Origin of the sequence: Guptibacillus hwajinpoensis (genome assembly GCF_020524165.1) — a bacterium.
Classification (GTDB): domain Bacteria; phylum Bacillota; class Bacilli; order Bacillales; family Guptibacillaceae; genus Guptibacillus; species Guptibacillus hwajinpoensis_D.
This window is the reverse complement of the sequence record NZ_JAIVKU010000005.1, coordinates 170,483-187,699: the sequence shown is the minus strand read 5'-3', so window position 1 is coordinate 187,699 and position 17,217 is coordinate 170,483. Positions and strand designations below refer to the sequence as shown.

Sequence of the window (17,217 nt, the reverse complement as noted above, 5' to 3'; positions counted from 1 at the left end):
CAACAGTTTGAGGTGTTTTTTTTGTTAAAGTCGTTCATACTACTGAACAAACAGGCGTTTAGAGAAAGGCGGATCAAGTATGGCTTGGACAATAGCTGTGATTTTTTGGATTGCTGGTGTTGCGTTTGTAGGGAGTCCCCGGTATTTGTTTCATCGCCTTGAGGCTGTAAAGTCAAATACGGCTGGACGAGCAAGAGCCTCGGAAGCTTCTAACAAAGATGAAAGTATTTTTTTCTTTATTGAAACAAAAGCTCTTGACTCTATTCCTTGGTGGATCGTGACGATAACATGTGTGATGATTGGGCTCTTCCTAATTGCATTTGGTGTCATTGCTCTTGTTTTTTCTTACTGAATTTGAAACTTTCTCGTTCTTCTATTCGTCTTTAATGGAGAGAGGAAACTGGGATCGGTTTGGCTAACCTCTTTTAGTGGTAAAGAAAGAGAAAGCTCGTTAGAGATAGGGAGATATGAGGGGTGCATAATTCATGGATGTAGAGAGAAAAGAAGAGAAGGCAGTGTGGCGTTTTTACTTTTTGTTGGTAGCGTTACTCGCCCTAAAAACTTACCTTGTTTATCGTTTTGAATTTACTTTTTCGTTAAATGGTATAGGGGAAGAGTTATTCCTCATGATTAATTCAATCGGATCAATCGCATTACTGCTAGGTATCGGTCTTTTTAGGAAGCAGTCAAAACCAGGCCTGATGCTAGCAGTTTATTTTATTTTGTCTGCACTTCTTTATTGCAATATTTTATATTATCGTTTTTACATAGATTTTGTAACAGTACCTGTTCTTTTTCAGTTTGGAAATGTAGGAGGACTTGGACAAAGTACAGTCGAGTTATTGAACTTATATGATCCATTCATTGTTTTTGATTCGATCGTTTTATTCTGGCTGTTAAAGCGGAAAGGACTACATAAAGTAGCCCTTTCTAAGAAACTTAAAAAAAGAACGGCTGTCAGTAGCGTGGGCGTACTCCTCTGTACAGCGGTTTTGGCACTGATCATGCATCCTCTTTTATTTGAAAAGTCTTATGACCGAGAACTTTTTGTGAAATCGCTCGGAGCTTATACGTATCATATCTATGACATAGGATTTAATTCTTTTACATCAATTAATAGCGCATTTGCTGATGATACGGAGCTATCTGAAATCGAATCGTATGTAGAAGAAAAGAAAGTTGAACCATCCCCTTATGAGGGAATGGCAAAGGGTAAGAATCTTATTATTATTTCGCTTGAATCGACACAGGCTTTTATGCTTAATGAGAGTATTGATGGCGAAGAGGCAACTCCTTTTTTAAATAAGTTAAAAGAAGATAGTTTTTTCTTTCCGAATTTTTATCATCAGACAGCACAGGGTAAAACTTCCGACGCGGAGTTTATGATTGATAATAGTTTATACCCACTTTCTGGTGGTTCTGTTTTTGTAAGAAAGCCGCAGAACGAATTTTTCTCACTTCCCGAGGCATTAAATCAAGAAGGGTATACAACAACATCATTTCACGGCAATGATCGTGAGTTTTGGAACCGTGCCGAGATGTATGAGACGCTCGGTTATGATCGCTTTTATTCTAAAAAAGATTTTGATGTGAGTGATAAAAATTCCATTAATTATGGGTTGAAGGACATTCCATTTTTTAAACAGTCCATTCCCTACTTAAAAGAGTTGGATCAGCCTTATTCGGCGAAATTCTTAACACTCACAAACCATTTTCCGTATTTATTAGAGGAAGAAGACACGATGATTTCCATACCAGAAACAGAAGAAGAAGTTGTGAATCGCTATTTTGCAACTGTCCGTTACGAGGATGAAGCCATTAAAACCTTTTTTGAAGAAATGAAAGCCGCTGGTTTATATGAAGACTCCATTTTTGTTCTATATGGTGATCATTATGGCCTATCTGAAACGTACGATACCGCCCTCGGAAATTATCTTGGTGAAGAAATTGGGCCAGTTGAACACGTTAATCTCCAAAAAGTTCCGCTTATCATTCATATACCTGGAGAAGATGGAAAAGTCATTAATACGGTTGGTGGACAAGTGGATTTAAAACCAACCATTTTAGAACTTTTAGGTGTTAAAGAGAGTACAAGTTTAAATTTCGGCACGAGTCTCTTCTCGAAAAAACGTAAAGACCTTGTTATCTTTCGTGATGGAAGCTTTGTCACAAAGAATCTGATCTATGCGAAAAATACGTGTTATAACAAGGAGACAGGCTCAAAAACGAATCGGAACAAATGCGGCCGTTATTTTGGTGATGTTCAAGATGAACTCGACTTTTCAGATCAGGTAATTTATGGTGATTTATTGCGATTTATTAACTAGTTATGTTGTTCTTTCTGATCCATTCATGGTACGCTTTTCATGGATAAATCTTGCAAAGGGATGAGAATAGATGGACTTAGAGAGATTGCAAATATTAACTGAAGTTGTGAGAGAATACAAAACGGCGATTCATATGGATCAGAAAAAAGACGAAGTCGGAAGAGAAGTGCTTGATATTGTGATGAATTCACAGGATCTTGTGTTATATGGCCATGTAAAGAGAGCGAGGGAAGTTGATAAATTTCCCGAAGAAGCCATTAAGCACCTTGATCAGGCAACCTCATACCTTCATGAAAAAATAGACGAACAGTTAAAACACTCCTAGCAGTAGGAGTGTTTTCTTTTCTCTTACAATATTTCTGCGGTTGAACGAAAAATAGGAATAGTTTGCATTTTAAAGAGTGTGATGTAACAGTTGCAATACATTGTCATATAGTGATAAGCTTTTGCTGTTTACTAGATTAAAGGAGAGTGAAATGAATGACGAATTTAATAAAACGACTGGCTCCTGTTCTTCTAATGGGACTGGTTGTTTTTGTTATAAGCGCTTGTTCGAATGGAAACGAATCGAACGAAGCCAATAGTGAGAAGGAAAAAGAGGCAACGACTTGGGAGAAAATACAGGATGAAGGGAAGCTTGTTGTTGCAACCTCAGGAACGCTTTACCCTACTTCCTATTATGAAGAAGGTTCCGATGAAGTAACGGGATATGAAGTAGAAGTTGTGAGAGAAATGGCAAAGCGGCTAGATCTTGACGTTGAATTTGAAGAAATGGGCTTTGACGGCATGTTAACGAGCATTAATTCCGATAAAGTGGACCTTGCTGCTAATGATATTACTTCAACAGAAGAAAGAAAAGAAAAATTCACTTTCTCAGAACCTGTTAAGTATTCTTATGGCACAGCGATTGTAAGAAAAGACGACCTTTCTGGTATTGAATCTCTTGATGATCTTGAAGGAAAAATTGCGGCTGGTGCTTCTACCACAGTTTACATGAAGGTTGCCCGGGAGCATGGGGCTGAAGAGAAGATTTATGATAATGCAACGAACGAACAGTATTTGCGCGATGTATCGAATGGAAGAACGGATATTATCTTAAATGATTATTATCTCCAAACGCTAGCTCTTGCTGCTTTTCCAGACTTAAATATTACGATTCATCCTGATATTGAGTACTACCCAAATAATCAGCACATTGTGATGAAAAAGGGTAGTGGAGAACTAGAAACAAAAGTAAATGAAACGTTGAAAGAAATGAAAGAAGATGGCACGATGAAAGAACTATCTGAGAAGTTCTTCAATGGAGCGGATGTATCTGTTAAGCCAGATCTTGATATTGAAGAATAAGTGGGAGTTGTAACAAGTGGGGGAAATACACTGGGAGTATTTATTTGATGCGGGTCTTGCGTTAAAGTCATTTCCCTATGTGATTCAAGGCCTTGGATTAACATTGTTAATTGCTTTTGTTGGAATGTTTATTGGTATGGTTATGGGATTATTTCTCGCTCTTGGTAGAATGTCCAAATGGAAAGCGCTCAGATGGCCAGCGCGCCTTTATATTTCCTTTATGAGAGGAACGCCAATTCTTGTTTTTCTATATATTCTTTATTTTGGTTTGCCGGTTGTAGGGATTCAATTCTCGGCGTTAACGTGTGCGTTAATTGGGTTTAGCTTAAATAGCGCCGCTTATATTGCAGAAATTCAGCGCTCGGCTCTGTCATCAGTTGAAAAAGGCCAATGGGAAGCTTCGACCGCTCTTGGCATGACTTATTGGACAACGATGAGAGAAGTGGTTCTGCCACAAGCAACACGAATCGCAATACCACCGCTTTCGAACGTCATGCTCGACCTAATCAAAGCATCTTCTTTAGCAGCAGTGATTACCGTTCCAGAACTGCTCCATCATGCGAAGATTGTTGGAGGTAGAGAGTTTGATTTTATGACAATGTATATTCTCGTCGCTCTTATTTATTGGGGAGTATGCGTTTGTGTCTCCTTTTTCCAGGAGCGACTAGAAAAAAGATATCATTATTTACATTAACCCTGGAGTTCTTTCCAGGGTTTTTTCTTTTATTACTGAATTGGGGGCATAGGTTTTCTTTGCATTGAAGGAACCTTCATCAAATCGGGAACCGTCATAAAAAAACAAAAATATCCCATATTCTTCATGAAGTTTTTTTAAGAATGTTATACTATGTACAATAAGCAACATAGACGATTCGTCATATTTGAAGGGAGTTCATCTATTGCATGAGAAAATATCTTAGTTTATTACTAATTGTTGGGGTTCTATTACTTGCTGCTTGTAGTAATAATAATGAGGCAACGAACGAAGAAGCTGCTTCTGAAGATTCAGCAACTATGGAAACGCAAAAAGAACTAGAAGCGATGAAGGTGGAAGAAGACAAAGTCGTCGCAACTGTTAATGATAAGGAGATTAAAGGAAAAGATTATAATTCGATGCTCGTGCAAACTCAGCTTCGCTATACAATGAGTGGGGAAGACCCATCAGATTCTGAAGTAGCGAAATCGATTGAGCAAGAGGTGATGGATAATTTAATCGGACAGGAACTTTTACTTCAAAAAGCGAAGGAAGAAGGTTTCAAAGCATCCGATAAGGAAGTGGAAACAGAGCTTGAGCAAATTAAAGCTCAGTTTGATGGAGAAGATGAGCTTAAGAAGGCGCTAGAAGGCCAGGGGATGACGCTTGAACAACTCGAAAGCCAGTACGCGGACATTGTAGTTGTCGATAAATTTGTAAAAGAAAAAATCGGCACTCCTGATGTATCCGAAAAAGAAGTACAGGCATTTTATGACGAGCAATTCTCGAAAGATGCTGAAAATCCACCTTCATTTGATGAAATGAAGGATCGAATTAAAGATTATTTAGTAGAAAAGAAAACGCAGGAAAAGGTTCAGGAAATGAAAGCTGAACTGATGAAAAAAGCCGAAGTAAAAGAGAACTTATAGGTCAGCACCGAGCTGGCCTTTTTCTATGGTAAACGAGCATACAAAACAAGTAAATTTCACGAGGAAAAGGCAAGGAGAGAGAATAGAATGAATCAGGTTGTCAACGAAATACAGTCTTATGTTAAGCAAAAGTTAGAAAGGGAAGGAAGCGGGCATGATTGGTATCACATCGAACGAGTCGTAAAGCAAGCTCGTCGAATAGCAAAAGAAGAAAAGGCAAATCTCTTTATTTGTGAAGTTGCCGCTCTTGTTCATGATCTTGCTGATGATAAAGTCGCTTCATCCGAAAAGGCAGGTTTGGAAGAAGTAGAGCAGTTGCTTTTACCTTTACATAAAGCAGACCGAGATCACATACTGGAAATCATTACAACTATGTCCTTTAAGGGAGGAAACCGTCCGCCAGTTCGAACACTTGAAGCAAAAGTTGTGCAAGATGCTGATCGCCTGGATGCTATAGGAGCTATTGGAATTGCCCGTACGTTTGTCTATGCCGGTTCCAAAGGCGATTTAATCTATGATCCATCGATTCAGCCGCGAAAGCACATGTCATCAAGCGCTTATCGTCATGACCAGTCAACGGCGATTAATCATTTTTATGAAAAGCTATTGAAGTTGAAAGATTTAATGAATACGAGAACAGGATTAGAGATTGCTGAAGAGCGCCATGCCTTTTTGGCATCATTTCTAACTCAATTCCATGGAGAGTGGGAGGGGTCTAAGTAATGGTCATTCAGCCAATGACAGAAGAAGTAGCAAGAAGAATTCAAACGTGGCAATATGAGGAGCCCTATTCATTGTATAGTCTAGAAGGAGATCCGGACGTATTCTCTGAGCTCATGAATGGCTCCTATGCTTTTGTTACAGAAAATGAAGAGTTAATCGGCTATTTTTGTTTTGGAAAATCAGCTCGGGTTCCTGCAGGTCATAATGTGAATGCTTATGCAGATCCTATGCTTGACTTAGGGTTGGGACTCCATCCAAAGTATACAGGGAAAGGAATGGGACTACGCTTTGTTCAGGCAGGTTTGGATTATGCATACAAAACGTATGATCAAAAGAACGTCCGTCTATCGGTAGCTTCCTTTAATAAACGAGCAATAAAAGTGTATGAACGAGCTGGATTTTCCTATGTACGATCTTTTATCAGGACAACTACAAATGGTTCGACAACTTTTGAAATTATGGTAAAAAGGTATGAAATTGAATAGAAAGGGATGAATAAGACGTACGGCTGATTAAACAATGCAAAAGCGGGAATAAGAGAAGTATACAAGCAAGAAAGAACAGGAGGAAGGTTTCATATTCAGAGCCAGGCAACTAAATCGGATCGGATTCAGTGGTATAACTTGTCTTATTCATACTATTTCTGACAGACTGTAGGAAGTTTAGTCGAATGCGTTTTGATTCCTCTGAGATTTGGGCATAATGATAATGTATTGCCGTGAGGAGGAATGATGCATGTATGATGCAATTGAAAAAAAGCGGAAAGAAATGTTCGATATGGCGGGACGTTACGGCTTTGCATCAGAGAGAACTATTCGCTGTAGTCAGGAATTGGACCGATTATTGAATGCATTAATGCAGACGAAACAACATAATGAAGAAATATTGTGAAACTTAATTCTAATCTTTTCTTCCTGTGGGGTAAAATAAAGGAGGAAACCGTATGAAGTTTGATCTTAGAGCAATTCTCACAAAAGAGTTGTTTGATTGGATAGAAGAGCATCCTAAACGCAATCAATTGATTGAATCAATCCAGGGAGAAATCTTCCAATCCGTCGTCCATTTCCGTGAGTGGAATGACTCTGACTATAATGGGAACGATGACTGGATTCTGTATGCGCTTCGAAATGAAGAAGCGTGGCAAGATGAAGTGGGTCCGATCGATCAGTGCGAAAGCCGTTAGGAATGCGGCTTTTTTTTTGTGGGAATTTAGAACTTAATGTAGATAGAAGCAGGAATCATTTGCTTTGAAAGAGAAAAACTACATACTATGGAATTTATCCTGTGTACGTGGGGGGACTTTTAGTGAAACATTCACAAGATGTTCTTATAGATAAACAACAGCTTCAAGAACTTCACATAAATTATCAAACGTACAAATCTCTATTTGCTCACTATCCAGGTATGATGTATCTTCTAGATCATAACGGGTTGATTCAAAATATTAATCATTATGGTGATCGATTGTCACGTCATCACAATGTTAAAATTAATAAAAAGCATTACACAAATTTTATTTTATCTTCCGAACATGATGAAGTGAATCACTTTTTTTATGAAACGCTTAAAGGAAAAGTGACACATTTTAAAACGGTTTTCCTTACCCCAGATCAAGAACCTTTCGACGTTGAATTAATCAATATCCCTGTTTACATTGATCATGAAGTGAGCGGTGTATTTACGCTTGTTCGAGATATTACAGAAGAAAGGGCAGCTGCGATTGCTCTTAGAGAAAGTCAGGAAAAGTATCGACTGATTGCTGAGCATACGTCAGAATTAATAAGACTGGTAAAAGTGGAGAGTGGTGTCATTACCTATGCTTCTCCGTCCCATGAGGCCATTCTTGGATTTCCAACTGAAACGTACACTGGCCAATCGTTTTATGAAGACATTCATCCGGATGACCAGGATACAGGCGTTCATTTGCTACATAGCACGAAAGATGAGCCAGCTGTTGCGGAATTTCGAAGGAGGCATCGTAATGGCAGCTGGATTACGCTAGAAGACAGAGCCACATCTATTCCATACGGAATTAGTGGAGAGCGAATGATCGTTGTCGTTTCAAGAGATATTACCGAGAAGAAGCGAGCAGAACGTGAGCTTCAACGCACGTTAAAGCAGTTAAAAGATTTAAAATATGCGCTTGATGAGAGTGCTCTTGTTTCTGTCACGGATGATTCTGGTATCATTTCATCTGTAAATGATAAATTTTGTGAGATTACAGAGTACACAGAAGACGAACTCCTCGGTCAATCGCACATGATTTTAGATTCGGGGTATCATCCACAGTCGTTTTTTGATGAAATGGATATGCAAATTCAATCCGGTGCAGTATGGAAAGGTGAAATCAACAACAAAACGAAAAATGGAAACGATTTTTGGGTGGATACAACGATTGTGCCATTCATTGGAGATAACGGACTGCCATATCAATATGTTTACATTCGAAAAGATATTACAGACCGCAAGCGCGCAGAAGAATTATTGAGAACATCCGATAAATTATCGGTTATTGGTGAGCTTGCTGCTGGCGTGGCTCATGAGATTCGCAATCCGTTAACTTCTCTTAAAGGCTTTACACAAATTTTGAAATCCCGCCTGGATAGCGACAGTGACCAGGAGTTTATTAGCATTATGCTAGATGAATTAGATCGTATTAACATGATTGTGAATGAATTTATGGTCCTTGCACGACCTCAGGCACTAACTCATGAAAAAGCGAATCTACAAGATTTGATTCAAAATGTTCTTACCCTAATTGAAACGCAGGCAACGTTGAATAATGTTCAAATTGTGACGAGAGTCATTGAAAACATTCCTGACATTTCTTGTAATGAAAATCAGATCAAACAGGTTCTGATTAACGTTCTTAAAAATTCGATTGAAGCGATGCCAGAAGGCGGAGAAATTATTCTTTCCCTTTTTCCGATTCAGGATGAAGTCATTATTGAAGTAAGAGATAATGGGGAAGGCATTCCTGATCACCGGCTAAGCCATTTAGGTGAGCCTTTTTACACAACGAAAAAAAAGGGGAATGGTCTTGGATTGATGATTTGTCGAAGAATTGTCCAAAATCATCAGGGCACCTTATTAATCGATAGCAAAGACGGAGAAGGCACCGTTGTAACGATAAAACTCCCCCATCTGCTTTCCAATGAATTGCGCTGATCTAGCGCTTTTTTTCTTTTAGAAACGCTTTACTTTAATTAAGTAAGCGCTTACAATTATGGAAAGGAACCGTTAGACTAATCAAATAAGGGACGTGTTGAGAATGAGAAGCGAGACGAGTTATCGTATGCTTGCCTTTGAAAAATTCAACGCTGAAAAGAATTGGTCAGAAAACAATCGCCTATTTAATTATTCGCTTGCGGGCCTAGGGACTTTATTTTGTATTTTTTCGATGTTATTTTAACGTATTATACGACAATGTGGATTTCTCCAAAAAAGAACTTTCTTTAAAAGAAAGTTCTTTTTTGAGGAGCCTTATCGTTTGAAAGGTAGCTTAGCTATGACTAAAGTAAAAACTTCGAAGCTCAAATGGAGTTATTTGATATGCTTTAGCAATTCCCTCTGAGAAGACTAACTCTTTCGGAACCCGCTTCAGTTGAACGTGAAAAGGATGCTTTTCCTTAAATAATGGGTAGGAGATATAAATGATTTTCTCAGATTGCCAATGAGTTAGGATGGGATTCTCTTTGGTTTGAAAGTAGAAGGATTGCGGAAACCCTCTTTTAAACCATGAAACCTCATCCTCTTTTGACACTCCGGGTTCTTGAAAGCAGGCATATAAGGACAAGTCATCACAAAATTGTAGTAATTGATAATGAAATGTAAGAAGTGATTCAGAAAGATCAAAGCTTTCACTAAGGTGATTTTGTCTTCTGGTCTCTTCTTTATAGAATGCTTTAGCGAGGTCAGAGTTAGCGCCGTTAAAGAACGATTGATAATGTTTGCTACAAAGAAAACCGCCATAAGTTGTTTTTTTACTAACTTCGTCTATTCCTTTCTTATAAAAAGTTAACTTAGGAGCGAGCGGGAAATCTAGAAAGGAATAAGGAGTCTTAAGACGATCATTCCAAAACGGTACGTCATCAAGCGGAACCCACCCACAGTCATGATAGCGAATCGCATGCAAAACATCTTCACGATAAAGCGAGTCTGGCCAATAGTCTTCGCGTAATGCTGATGCAAAAAGCCCCGACAAAAGCGCATGATCATGCTGAGTAATCATGACAAAACATCCTTTTTCCTCATAAACAATCATCAAATCAATCCTTTCAAGAAAAGCTTATTTGACCGCTTACCCTCGACAAGCGGTGGAAGCTCTCAAAATGAACACGGTGTTTATGTTCAGATTGAGAGGTGAAGCGATCGAGAGGGTGGTCAAAGAAGCTAGCCAAATCAAAAGCTTATTTGACCGCTTACCCTCGACAAGCGGTGGAAGCGCTATCACGCGAACTGTAACAAAAAAGCGATTCCGTTAAGGAGCGCTTTTTTGAATTTCTTTAAAATTAACACGGGCATTTGTCATATCTACTTTCGCTATGACAATTGGTTTTGTAATCGCTTGTGTCACCATGTCATCTTTTTTTGGATCGGTATAATAATAGGAGACAACAAGTTCCTCATCGATTTTTTCAATACTTTCAATATGAACTGAATATCCACCCGTTGGCATCTCGCCACGAGTAATAATAATATAAAGATCCTCATCAGAGGGCACCGTAAAGGTCGATTTTTCTAACCATTTTTGTTGAACAGTTGCTTGAATATCTTTTGGCGCGTTTTGCATCTCCACAGTTTCAAAAGCGATTTTTTCTTTCATTTTCTCGCCCCCACTTGACTCGTTTTCTGACTCTGAGGCGTTATTTCCACAGCCTGCCAAAATCATAAAGACAACTGATAATAGTAAAAGTATTGAACGCAACTTCCTACCCCTTTCTGCTCGTAAACCTTCCTACTAGGAAGATGATTATCTCAAGTTTAGCGAATTTCAATAAGCTTGGAAAGAGTAGGGCGATTAAACGATTACAAATTCGATACATAGGGTAATGACTAATTGAGAGTAAATGGCGTAACGAAAGGAGAATCGAGATGCAAAAAGAAATTTTAAGCTTTTTAAAAAACGTTGAAGAACCAGTAACAACAAGAGAGATTATGGAATACTTATCGGGCAAGGGGTATAACCCTGATGAAGAAGAGCTCGTTCGAGTGATAAAGGATATGCCAAAAGGCGTAGTGAAGGAAGAATATGACGCATCAGTTATTGATCCGTCCCCATCCGTTGTGTATAAAGCAGGACCGAACGCTTAACGCTTTATTTTCGAAAGCGATCAACGAAATACAATCCGAAAATGAGTAGAAATACGATGCCGACTCCATAGAGTATATCGATGATAACTTCCATCTTAAGACATCCTTTCAAAGTGTTTAGTGTAAGTGTACCAAATGTTTCTCTTCCCTACAGATTTTTTTGTTATGTTCGGATAGGGAAATGATATAATAGGGGCATTGAGTGAAGCATGGAAGGATGTCGTCATGAAGAATTGGAAGTTGGATCGCTCTAAGTTGATCATCCTATTTTTTATAGCCTTTATTATTGTAGGCGCTGTCAACGTACTGTTTAGCGATCGCAAAATGAATACGAGTGAATACTTACTTAGTGAGAATCAGCGTGACGTTGTTTCGCGTTCCGAAACGCAGCCGAAAGTTCCTGTAGGCGCGCTTGTCAATAGTAAGCTTGCTGAAAATGGTACAATCACTCTCACAGCTAAAATTAAATATGAAGGGGAAGAAGAGACGGAAATAGAGGTAGTCGAGAATAGTATGTTAGATTACCAGATTACAGAACAAGAGACAGACGAAATTGTCATCCCTTATGCGTCTTCAGATCCTACCGTTCAAGAAAAGGTATCTAAAGATGAGATTATCGAAGGAAAGTCATTAAAGACTGACTCCCTTGATTCAGGTGCTTACCAAATTGAAGTGAAGGTTCCCATCATAATGAACAACAAGGAAGAGAGTTTCTTATTTCGCATACCTGTTGAGATTACCCCATAAAGAATGCTAAAAAAACTCCCAATTAGGGAGTTTTTTTAGCATCGCTGCTTTAGTACCGGGTTAAACATAAAGAAAGAAACTGATAGAATAGAAGTATATGACGCAAATGGGAGGTTTTTGTGAAGAAGCTGAATCTCTATAAAATTATTGGAATTTTCGTATCATTCGCATTGTTTCTTATCATCTTTAATCAATTCCAAAATGGAGAACCGAATTTTAAAGTGAATGATTCAATGTTTGACGTGTATGAATCAGTTAGTGCCTGGGAAAAGTCTATGAGTAATAGAATCCCACAGCTACAGTTAGCTAAGGAGATAGGAGCACTGAAAAATAACCAACACCGCATCCCGCTTCTCGCTGCTGGCCGGGACCTTGTGATTCATGATGTGATGGTTGTTCATTATGGGGCGGTTTATGTTACCTACTCCTTCTCCATGAAGGAAAAGGATGAACCGTATAATTTACCAACGCTGCAAATTGGCTCATTACGTTTTAAAGGAAACACAGATCAATCGTATTTGGTGAATCAACAACAAATCTCTAGCGAGTCAGGTGGAAAGCCATCGGTGATTGAGCATCGTCTTTACCGCGCGGACATCCTTTACCCGAATCGTGAGGAAGTTGAATTTATTGAAGAATTTGATCAATTTCCAGATGCTAAATCAGTTATCCTTGAAAATCTTGTTGTACAGGTTAACGATGAGAAGGTGAAGCTCGATAATCAAGAACTCGATTTGAGTAGTGATTACTCAAAACATATTTATGCTGAAGCGGATTTGAATCAGCGTGTACATACAGAAGAAGGAAATTTTATTTTCACTCGTTTAGAAGCTGGCCTCAATTCAAATAAGTTGTACATCGAAGGCATGAATAACCCACGTACTCGAGTTGTGATGAAAAATGCGACCGAAGAAGATTTTTATTCGTTTGAACGTACTTTATTGAAAGACGATCGAGGAACTTATGTAGCACTTGAACCGTTTCGTTCGTTACAAGAGAAATTTTCTTACAAAGTAAATGAAGTTATTTTCAATAAAGATGGTGTCATTCGGAAGGAGATTACGAATACGGATTGGGGAGAGATGAAAAAGAATAAAAAGATTCGTCTAGGAGAATACAGTGGGCTAACGTATTCCATTCATACTGAAGATAAGGGCGTCGGTCACCAGCTTGTCATTTCAATTGATGCAAAGAAAGGGGATCCACCTCAATTGTTGAATCAGTTTTACATAGAAAGTAAACAGGCTTATAAAGATCGTTTAAGTTCTATACCAGAAGAGGAGCGAGCGTTTTTTGAAGAACAAAAGCCTGTTTTATTAGGGGTACAAGATAAAAATAAAAACGATGTTCTGATCTATCAAACGACTGTTGGAGATGTACCAAAAGAGTTTCGGGTTGATTTTGATTATGAACATTTTTCTTCAGGAGTGCCTGCAGTTATCACCTTATCAAACTTGCCACATTTCGAATCAGTAGATGTTGATTTAAAAGGATCTCTTGAACGAAGAGAAAAAAATAAATAGCAAATTCAAATTTGTAGTTTGGTTTTTATTGAATCGGGAATATTCTTTATCAAACCCCCTAAGTAGTTTGAAAGTGATTTTCCCCCTGTTAACCGTACTCACGTGAGTACGGTTTTTTTTGATTCAATACATGAAAATGAGATGAAAGGGTGAAGCGTTTCCATTATGCGGAATTCGTGGTAACCTTTTAGGAGATACTCGATTATAGAAAGTGAAAGGATGAGGCATTTGGCGAAGAAAGGGATTTTGACGGAGCTTAATGAGGATCTTGTATCCTTTTTTGAAGGGGAAAAGCTTGTCATGCTTTCAACAATTGACCATGAAAGCAAGACTCCAAACGTATCTGCCATATCATGGGTGAAATGCTTGGATAAGAGCAACATTCGTTTTTCAGTTACATCCAACTCACGTACGATTCAAAATGTAAGAGAGAATGCGAATGTTGTATTAACAATCATTGGATTGGAAACCGTGTATTCCATTCACGGAAATGCCTCCATCCTTGAAGAAGCCATGAAAGGTGTTTCATTAAAGCTTGCGAAAATAAATGTGAATATTGACCAAGTGATGGAAACGATGTTTTGGGGAGCGAAAATTACGGCAGAACCCCAATATGAGAAAACATATAACCAAAAGAAAGCAGAAGAATTGGATAGAGAAGTGTATGAGGCGTTATTGAAATAGCGTCAGACTTTCTTATCGCAATTTTTTGTGATTTAATGAAAGAATAAGCATCTTGTGCTGTCGCTCTGACGTATGCACCAGGAAACGAGGTTGATTCCCATATGGAGTGGGAAATGATTAAAGACTTTTTAAACGAAGAAACAATCAAACAATGGCTGGGGCAATATCGGGCGCTTGGACCACTGCCAGGAATTCTGCTTCCTATGCTTGAAGCGGTGATTCCAATCTTGCCGCTGTTTCTATTCGTAGCAGGGAATGCGGCAGCGTATGGATTTTGGTATGGTTCTTTGCTTTCATGGCTCGGTGCATCTCTTGGTGCTCTGATTGTTTTTATGGTGGTCAGGCGGCTTGCAAGGCAGCGCTTTATGCGAGTTGTAACAAAACACGCAAAAATCGAAAAAACACTACGATGGATCGAGCGACATGGATTTGGAATGGTGTTTCTCCTTCTATGCTTTCCATTTACACCCTCAGCTTTAATTAATGTGGTGGCAGGTCTCTCCAATATGAGTATTCGTAGCTTTGTCCTAGCTGTTTTACTTGGGAAAATGGTGATGATCTTAATCGTTTCTTTTATAGGGCATGATGTATTTGCGTTAATTCATCAACCCCTGCAGATGATTCTTATTCTTGTTGCGATCGTCCTTCTTTGGGGGGCGGGTAAATTGATTGAAGTGAAACTAAATCAGCGTCCTCGGAAGCATCGTACTGAGGATCAGGCTAGATAAAAGGAAAGCCATGCCGAAACCGGCATGGCTTTTGTGTGTAGACTGTGAAAGAGATATGTTCAAGAAGGTTGATATCTTCGTTTCTAAACGCTCGACTTCGCTTTTCTTTAAATCCAGCTGCGACTCGCAGAAACTGCGATATTTCACTCTTTCACCAGAACACAAAGGGCGTGTTCTCGTTCAAGAGTTCCAATATCTCCGTTTCTAAACGCTCGTCTCCGCTTTTTTTGATCCAGCTATAGTGGGCAGACACTCGGTCACTTCACCTTTTCATCCGAACACAAAAAGCGTGTTCAAATGAAAAGGTTCCAGTGCCTGCCGTGTCTAACCGCCCACTTTCGCTTTTAATGTCCAGCTGCAGTGGGCAGGGTCTCGATCGCTTCACCTTTTCAAATGAACACAAAGACCGTGTTCTTTTGATAAGGCTCCAGCGCTTGTCGACCCTAACCGCCCACTTTCGCTTTTCTTTAAATCCAGCTGCGACTCGCAGAAACTGCGATATTTCACTCTTTCACCAGAACACAAAGGGCGTGTTCTCGTTCAAGAGTTCCAATATCTCCGTTTCTAAACGGGCGCTTCCGCTTTTCAAGATCCAGCTACAGCGCCCAGACACTCGGTTACTTCACCCTATAACTCGAACACAAAAACCGTGTTCAAGTTATAGGGTTCCAGTGCCTGTCGTGTCTAAACGGGCGCTTCCGCTTTTCGAATTAAAATATCCTTTTTTTATCTCTTTCTTCTTTAAGTATTTCAACGGCTTCTCGGAAGCGTTGGGAGTGGATGATTTCGCGTTCTCTTAGGAAGGCGAGGGAGTCGTTTAGGTCAGGGTCGTCTGAGAGGTCGATGATCCATTGGTAGGTGGCTCTTGCTTTTTCTTCTGCGGCGATGTCTTCGTACAGGTCAGCGATGGGATCCCCTTTAGCGGCGATGTAACTTGCTGTCCATGGAACGCCTGCAGCGTTGGAATAGAAGAGGGCACTGTCGTGATTGGCGTAATGGGCACCGAGTCCAGCTTCTTTCATTTGATCAGCTGTTGCATCTTTTGTTAATTTGTATACCATTGTGGCAATCATTTCTAGGTGAGCAAATTCTTCTGTTCCGATATCGGTTAATAATCCGACCACTTTATCTGGGATGGTATAGCGCTGGTTCAGGTAGCGGAGAGCTGCAGCCAGCTCCCCATCAGCTCCCCCATACTGCTCAATTAAAAACTTTGCTAGCATGGGATTACAGGTGCTTACTTTAACGGGGTATTGTAATTTTTTTTCATAGATCCACATATAGCGTTCACCCTTTCGGAGTTAGACTTGCCACGGCCATGGGGCATCTTTCCAATCCCATGGATAGTTAGAATAACTGTTGCCATATTGTTGTAACGGACCGTATTCTTTTTCATAACGCTTTTTTAGTTGCTTTTTCATTTTTGCATACTCATTGAATTGTTGAATGGCTTCAAAATCATTAGGGTGAGTATCAAGGTAGAGCGTTAATTCTACTAGAACAAAATCAACAGCCTGAAGCTCTTCTAATAGTTCATAATACTCTTTTGGCAATTGTTTTTGAGACATGAGTTATTCCTCCCGCTTTGAAGGATAAGGATAAGGATAAGGATCATAGAAGGCTTTCCAGAGCGTCCCTTTCTGTAGGGCTGCGCGAGCAGTGTATTGTTCAAGACCTGGCGGTTGAAATCCCATATACAGGTTTGGTGGAGTCGAGTAAGATTTCACACGAATCGGAGGACATGGATCAAACGGACTAACATATGGCTCGTAAAATTTCCGGTTTGTATGCATTTCTTGACCTCCTTCTATACAAATCTCTACTCTTAAGATGTATGAACGAAATAAGAAAACATGAATGCCAAATAAAGAAGCACTTCCAACAATGGAAGTGCTTCTATGCTTTACATTTTATTAACGGTATTGTTCCATGTTGCCAGCATGTTTTTTAAATCGTGAAGATCTGATTTGAAAGGGAAGTCTGCTGCAACACTGCGCTTCTGACCATCATCTAATTTTTCATAACTATGAACAAACTCGGTCATGTCTCGGGTTAGTCGGTTTAATTCCCATTTAAACGTCTCAAATTCTTTTTCCATTATGAAAACTCCTTTATCAAATCATTCTTATAAGTACTATACCCGAGCGCATAAGGGAGGAAACCATAGAGTGTTCAATTTGGGATTAAATGTCGTTTGGCATG

The 17,217-nt window shown here is 39.3% G+C and carries 22 protein-coding genes; 16 read left to right on the top strand and 6 right to left on the bottom strand.

Annotation, left to right across the window (positions count from 1 at the left end):
* Nucleotides 1-79 precede the first annotated feature (79 nt).
* From LC090_RS13920 to LC090_RS13870, 11 genes are all read left to right on the top strand, one after another.
* Nucleotides 80-352 carry a hypothetical protein gene (locus LC090_RS13920; protein ID WP_226658636.1) on the top strand — a complete coding sequence of 91 codons (273 nt, stop codon included), beginning with the start codon at nucleotides 80-82 and terminating at the stop codon, nucleotides 350-352.
* Between the two features lie 133 nt (nucleotides 353-485).
* The gene (locus LC090_RS13915; RefSeq protein ID WP_226658635.1) at nucleotides 486-2,327 is read left to right on the top strand and encodes an LTA synthase family protein; all 1,842 of its coding nucleotides are present in this window, start codon (nucleotides 486-488) and stop codon (nucleotides 2,325-2,327) included.
* A gap of 70 nt (nucleotides 2,328-2,397) precedes the next feature.
* A complete protein-coding gene (locus LC090_RS13910; RefSeq protein WP_226658634.1) occupies nucleotides 2,398-2,652 on the top strand; it encodes a hypothetical protein in 255 nt (84 codons plus the stop codon).
* Nucleotides 2,653-2,807: 155 nt separating this feature from the next.
* Nucleotides 2,808-3,674, top strand: a complete 867-nt coding sequence (locus LC090_RS13905) for a transporter substrate-binding domain-containing protein (RefSeq protein WP_226658633.1) — start codon at nucleotides 2,808-2,810, stop codon at nucleotides 3,672-3,674.
* Between the two features lie 16 nt (nucleotides 3,675-3,690).
* Nucleotides 3,691-4,368, top strand: coding sequence for an amino acid ABC transporter permease (locus tag LC090_RS13900; RefSeq protein WP_226658632.1), 678 nt, complete (start codon nucleotides 3,691-3,693; stop codon nucleotides 4,366-4,368).
* A 209-nt stretch (nucleotides 4,369-4,577) separates the two neighbouring features.
* Nucleotides 4,578-5,297, top strand: a complete 720-nt coding sequence (locus tag LC090_RS13895) for a SurA N-terminal domain-containing protein (protein ID WP_226658631.1) — start codon at nucleotides 4,578-4,580, stop codon at nucleotides 5,295-5,297.
* Between the two features lie 87 nt (nucleotides 5,298-5,384).
* A complete protein-coding gene (locus tag LC090_RS13890) occupies nucleotides 5,385-6,020 on the top strand; it encodes an HD domain-containing protein (protein WP_226658630.1) in 636 nt (211 codons plus the stop codon).
* The gene (locus LC090_RS13885) at nucleotides 6,020-6,505 is read left to right on the top strand and encodes a GNAT family N-acetyltransferase (protein ID WP_226658629.1); all 486 of its coding nucleotides are present in this window, start codon (nucleotides 6,020-6,022) and stop codon (nucleotides 6,503-6,505) included. The genes LC090_RS13890 and LC090_RS13885 overlap by 1 nt, the downstream gene beginning before the upstream one ends.
* 250 nt (nucleotides 6,506-6,755) lie before the next feature.
* Nucleotides 6,756-6,911, top strand: coding sequence for an aspartyl-phosphate phosphatase Spo0E family protein (locus LC090_RS13880; RefSeq protein ID WP_226658628.1), 156 nt, complete (start codon nucleotides 6,756-6,758; stop codon nucleotides 6,909-6,911).
* 52 nt (nucleotides 6,912-6,963) lie between these two features.
* Nucleotides 6,964-7,203, top strand: coding sequence for a hypothetical protein (locus LC090_RS13875; RefSeq protein ID WP_226658627.1), 240 nt, complete (start codon nucleotides 6,964-6,966; stop codon nucleotides 7,201-7,203).
* Between the two features lie 122 nt (nucleotides 7,204-7,325).
* Nucleotides 7,326-9,188, top strand: coding sequence for a PAS domain S-box protein (locus tag LC090_RS13870; protein ID WP_226658626.1), 1,863 nt, complete (start codon nucleotides 7,326-7,328; stop codon nucleotides 9,186-9,188).
* 334 nt (nucleotides 9,189-9,522) lie between these two features.
* Here the strand turns inward: LC090_RS13870 and LC090_RS13865 are convergent, their stop codons facing one another.
* Nucleotides 9,523-10,284 carry a DUF3891 family protein gene (locus LC090_RS13865; RefSeq protein ID WP_226658625.1) on the bottom strand — a complete coding sequence of 254 codons (762 nt, stop codon included), beginning with the start codon at nucleotides 10,282-10,284 and terminating at the stop codon, nucleotides 9,523-9,525.
* A 216-nt stretch (nucleotides 10,285-10,500) separates the two neighbouring features.
* Nucleotides 10,501-10,947: a protease complex subunit PrcB family protein gene (locus LC090_RS13860; protein WP_226658624.1), complete on the bottom strand. Its 447-nt coding sequence runs from the start codon at nucleotides 10,945-10,947 to the stop codon at nucleotides 10,501-10,503.
* A 167-nt stretch (nucleotides 10,948-11,114) separates the two neighbouring features.
* Here LC090_RS13860 and LC090_RS13855 point away from each other — a divergent pair, with 167 nt between their 5' ends.
* The 5 genes from LC090_RS13855 (at nucleotide 11,115) to LC090_RS13835 (ending at nucleotide 15,015) form a co-directional block, all read left to right on the top strand.
* Nucleotides 11,115-11,333: a hypothetical protein gene (locus LC090_RS13855; protein WP_226658623.1), complete on the top strand. Its 219-nt coding sequence runs from the start codon at nucleotides 11,115-11,117 to the stop codon at nucleotides 11,331-11,333.
* 225 nt (nucleotides 11,334-11,558) lie between these two features.
* A complete protein-coding gene (locus LC090_RS13850; RefSeq protein WP_226658622.1) occupies nucleotides 11,559-12,080 on the top strand; it encodes a hypothetical protein in 522 nt (173 codons plus the stop codon).
* Between the two features lie 119 nt (nucleotides 12,081-12,199).
* Entirely contained in the window at nucleotides 12,200-13,603 is a 1,404-nt protein-coding gene (locus LC090_RS13845; protein WP_226658621.1) for a hypothetical protein, read from the top strand.
* A 228-nt stretch (nucleotides 13,604-13,831) separates the two neighbouring features.
* On the top strand, nucleotides 13,832-14,287 hold the full coding sequence (locus LC090_RS13840; RefSeq protein ID WP_226658620.1) for a pyridoxamine 5'-phosphate oxidase family protein: 456 nt from the start codon (nucleotides 13,832-13,834) through the stop codon (nucleotides 14,285-14,287).
* Between the two features lie 101 nt (nucleotides 14,288-14,388).
* On the top strand, nucleotides 14,389-15,015 hold the full coding sequence (locus tag LC090_RS13835) for a TVP38/TMEM64 family protein (protein ID WP_226658619.1): 627 nt from the start codon (nucleotides 14,389-14,391) through the stop codon (nucleotides 15,013-15,015).
* A 710-nt stretch (nucleotides 15,016-15,725) separates the two neighbouring features.
* Here the strand turns inward: LC090_RS13835 and LC090_RS13830 are convergent.
* From LC090_RS13830 to LC090_RS13815, 4 genes are all read right to left on the bottom strand, one after another.
* A complete protein-coding gene (locus LC090_RS13830) occupies nucleotides 15,726-16,295 on the bottom strand; it encodes a manganese catalase family protein (protein ID WP_224595129.1) in 570 nt (189 codons plus the stop codon).
* Nucleotides 16,296-16,316: 21 nt separating this feature from the next.
* Nucleotides 16,317-16,583 carry a spore coat protein CotJB gene (locus LC090_RS13825; RefSeq protein ID WP_226658618.1) on the bottom strand — a complete coding sequence of 89 codons (267 nt, stop codon included), beginning with the start codon at nucleotides 16,581-16,583 and terminating at the stop codon, nucleotides 16,317-16,319.
* A gap of 3 nt (nucleotides 16,584-16,586) precedes the next feature.
* Nucleotides 16,587-16,808 (bottom strand): spore coat associated protein CotJA, encoded by a 222-nt coding sequence (locus LC090_RS13820; protein WP_226658617.1) that lies wholly within the window; start codon nucleotides 16,806-16,808, stop codon nucleotides 16,587-16,589.
* A gap of 110 nt (nucleotides 16,809-16,918) precedes the next feature.
* Complete coding sequence (locus LC090_RS13815; RefSeq protein WP_226658616.1) at nucleotides 16,919-17,113, bottom strand: hypothetical protein; 195 nt, start codon at nucleotides 17,111-17,113, stop codon at nucleotides 16,919-16,921.
* Nucleotides 17,114-17,217 lie beyond the last annotated feature (104 nt).

Bases quoted from the DNA above. Each gene is read 5' to 3' on its own strand.
- LC090_RS13895 (WP_226658631.1), top strand. From the start codon at position 4,578: ATGAGAAAATATCTTAGTTTATTACTAATTGTTGGGGTTCTATTACTT.
- LC090_RS13880 (WP_226658628.1), top strand. From the start codon at position 6,756: ATGTATGATGCAATTGAAAAAAAGCGGAAAGAAATGTTCGATATGGCG.
- LC090_RS13825 (WP_226658618.1), bottom strand. From the start codon at position 16,583: ATGTCTCAAAAACAATTGCCAAAAGAGTATTATGAACTATTAGAAGAG.
- LC090_RS13830 (WP_224595129.1), bottom strand. From the start codon at position 16,295: ATGTGGATCTATGAAAAAAAATTACAATACCCCGTTAAAGTAAGCACC.
- LC090_RS13915 (WP_226658635.1), top strand. From the start codon at position 486: ATGGATGTAGAGAGAAAAGAAGAGAAGGCAGTGTGGCGTTTTTACTTT.
- LC090_RS13855 (WP_226658623.1), top strand. From the start codon at position 11,115: ATGCAAAAAGAAATTTTAAGCTTTTTAAAAAACGTTGAAGAACCAGTA.
- LC090_RS13905 (WP_226658633.1), top strand. From the start codon at position 2,808: ATGACGAATTTAATAAAACGACTGGCTCCTGTTCTTCTAATGGGACTG.
- LC090_RS13890 (WP_226658630.1), top strand. From the start codon at position 5,385: ATGAATCAGGTTGTCAACGAAATACAGTCTTATGTTAAGCAAAAGTTA.
- LC090_RS13920 (WP_226658636.1), top strand. From the start codon at position 80: ATGGCTTGGACAATAGCTGTGATTTTTTGGATTGCTGGTGTTGCGTTT.
- LC090_RS13885 (WP_226658629.1), top strand. From the start codon at position 6,020: ATGGTCATTCAGCCAATGACAGAAGAAGTAGCAAGAAGAATTCAAACG.
- LC090_RS13820 (WP_226658617.1), bottom strand. From the start codon at position 16,808: ATGCATACAAACCGGAAATTTTACGAGCCATATGTTAGTCCGTTTGAT.
- LC090_RS13835 (WP_226658619.1), top strand. From the start codon at position 14,389: ATGGAGTGGGAAATGATTAAAGACTTTTTAAACGAAGAAACAATCAAA.
- LC090_RS13875 (WP_226658627.1), top strand. From the start codon at position 6,964: ATGAAGTTTGATCTTAGAGCAATTCTCACAAAAGAGTTGTTTGATTGG.
- LC090_RS13910 (WP_226658634.1), top strand. From the start codon at position 2,398: ATGGACTTAGAGAGATTGCAAATATTAACTGAAGTTGTGAGAGAATAC.
- LC090_RS13865 (WP_226658625.1), bottom strand. From the start codon at position 10,284: ATGATTGTTTATGAGGAAAAAGGATGTTTTGTCATGATTACTCAGCAT.
- LC090_RS13850 (WP_226658622.1), top strand. From the start codon at position 11,559: ATGAAGAATTGGAAGTTGGATCGCTCTAAGTTGATCATCCTATTTTTT.
- LC090_RS13815 (WP_226658616.1), bottom strand. From the start codon at position 17,113: ATGGAAAAAGAATTTGAGACGTTTAAATGGGAATTAAACCGACTAACC.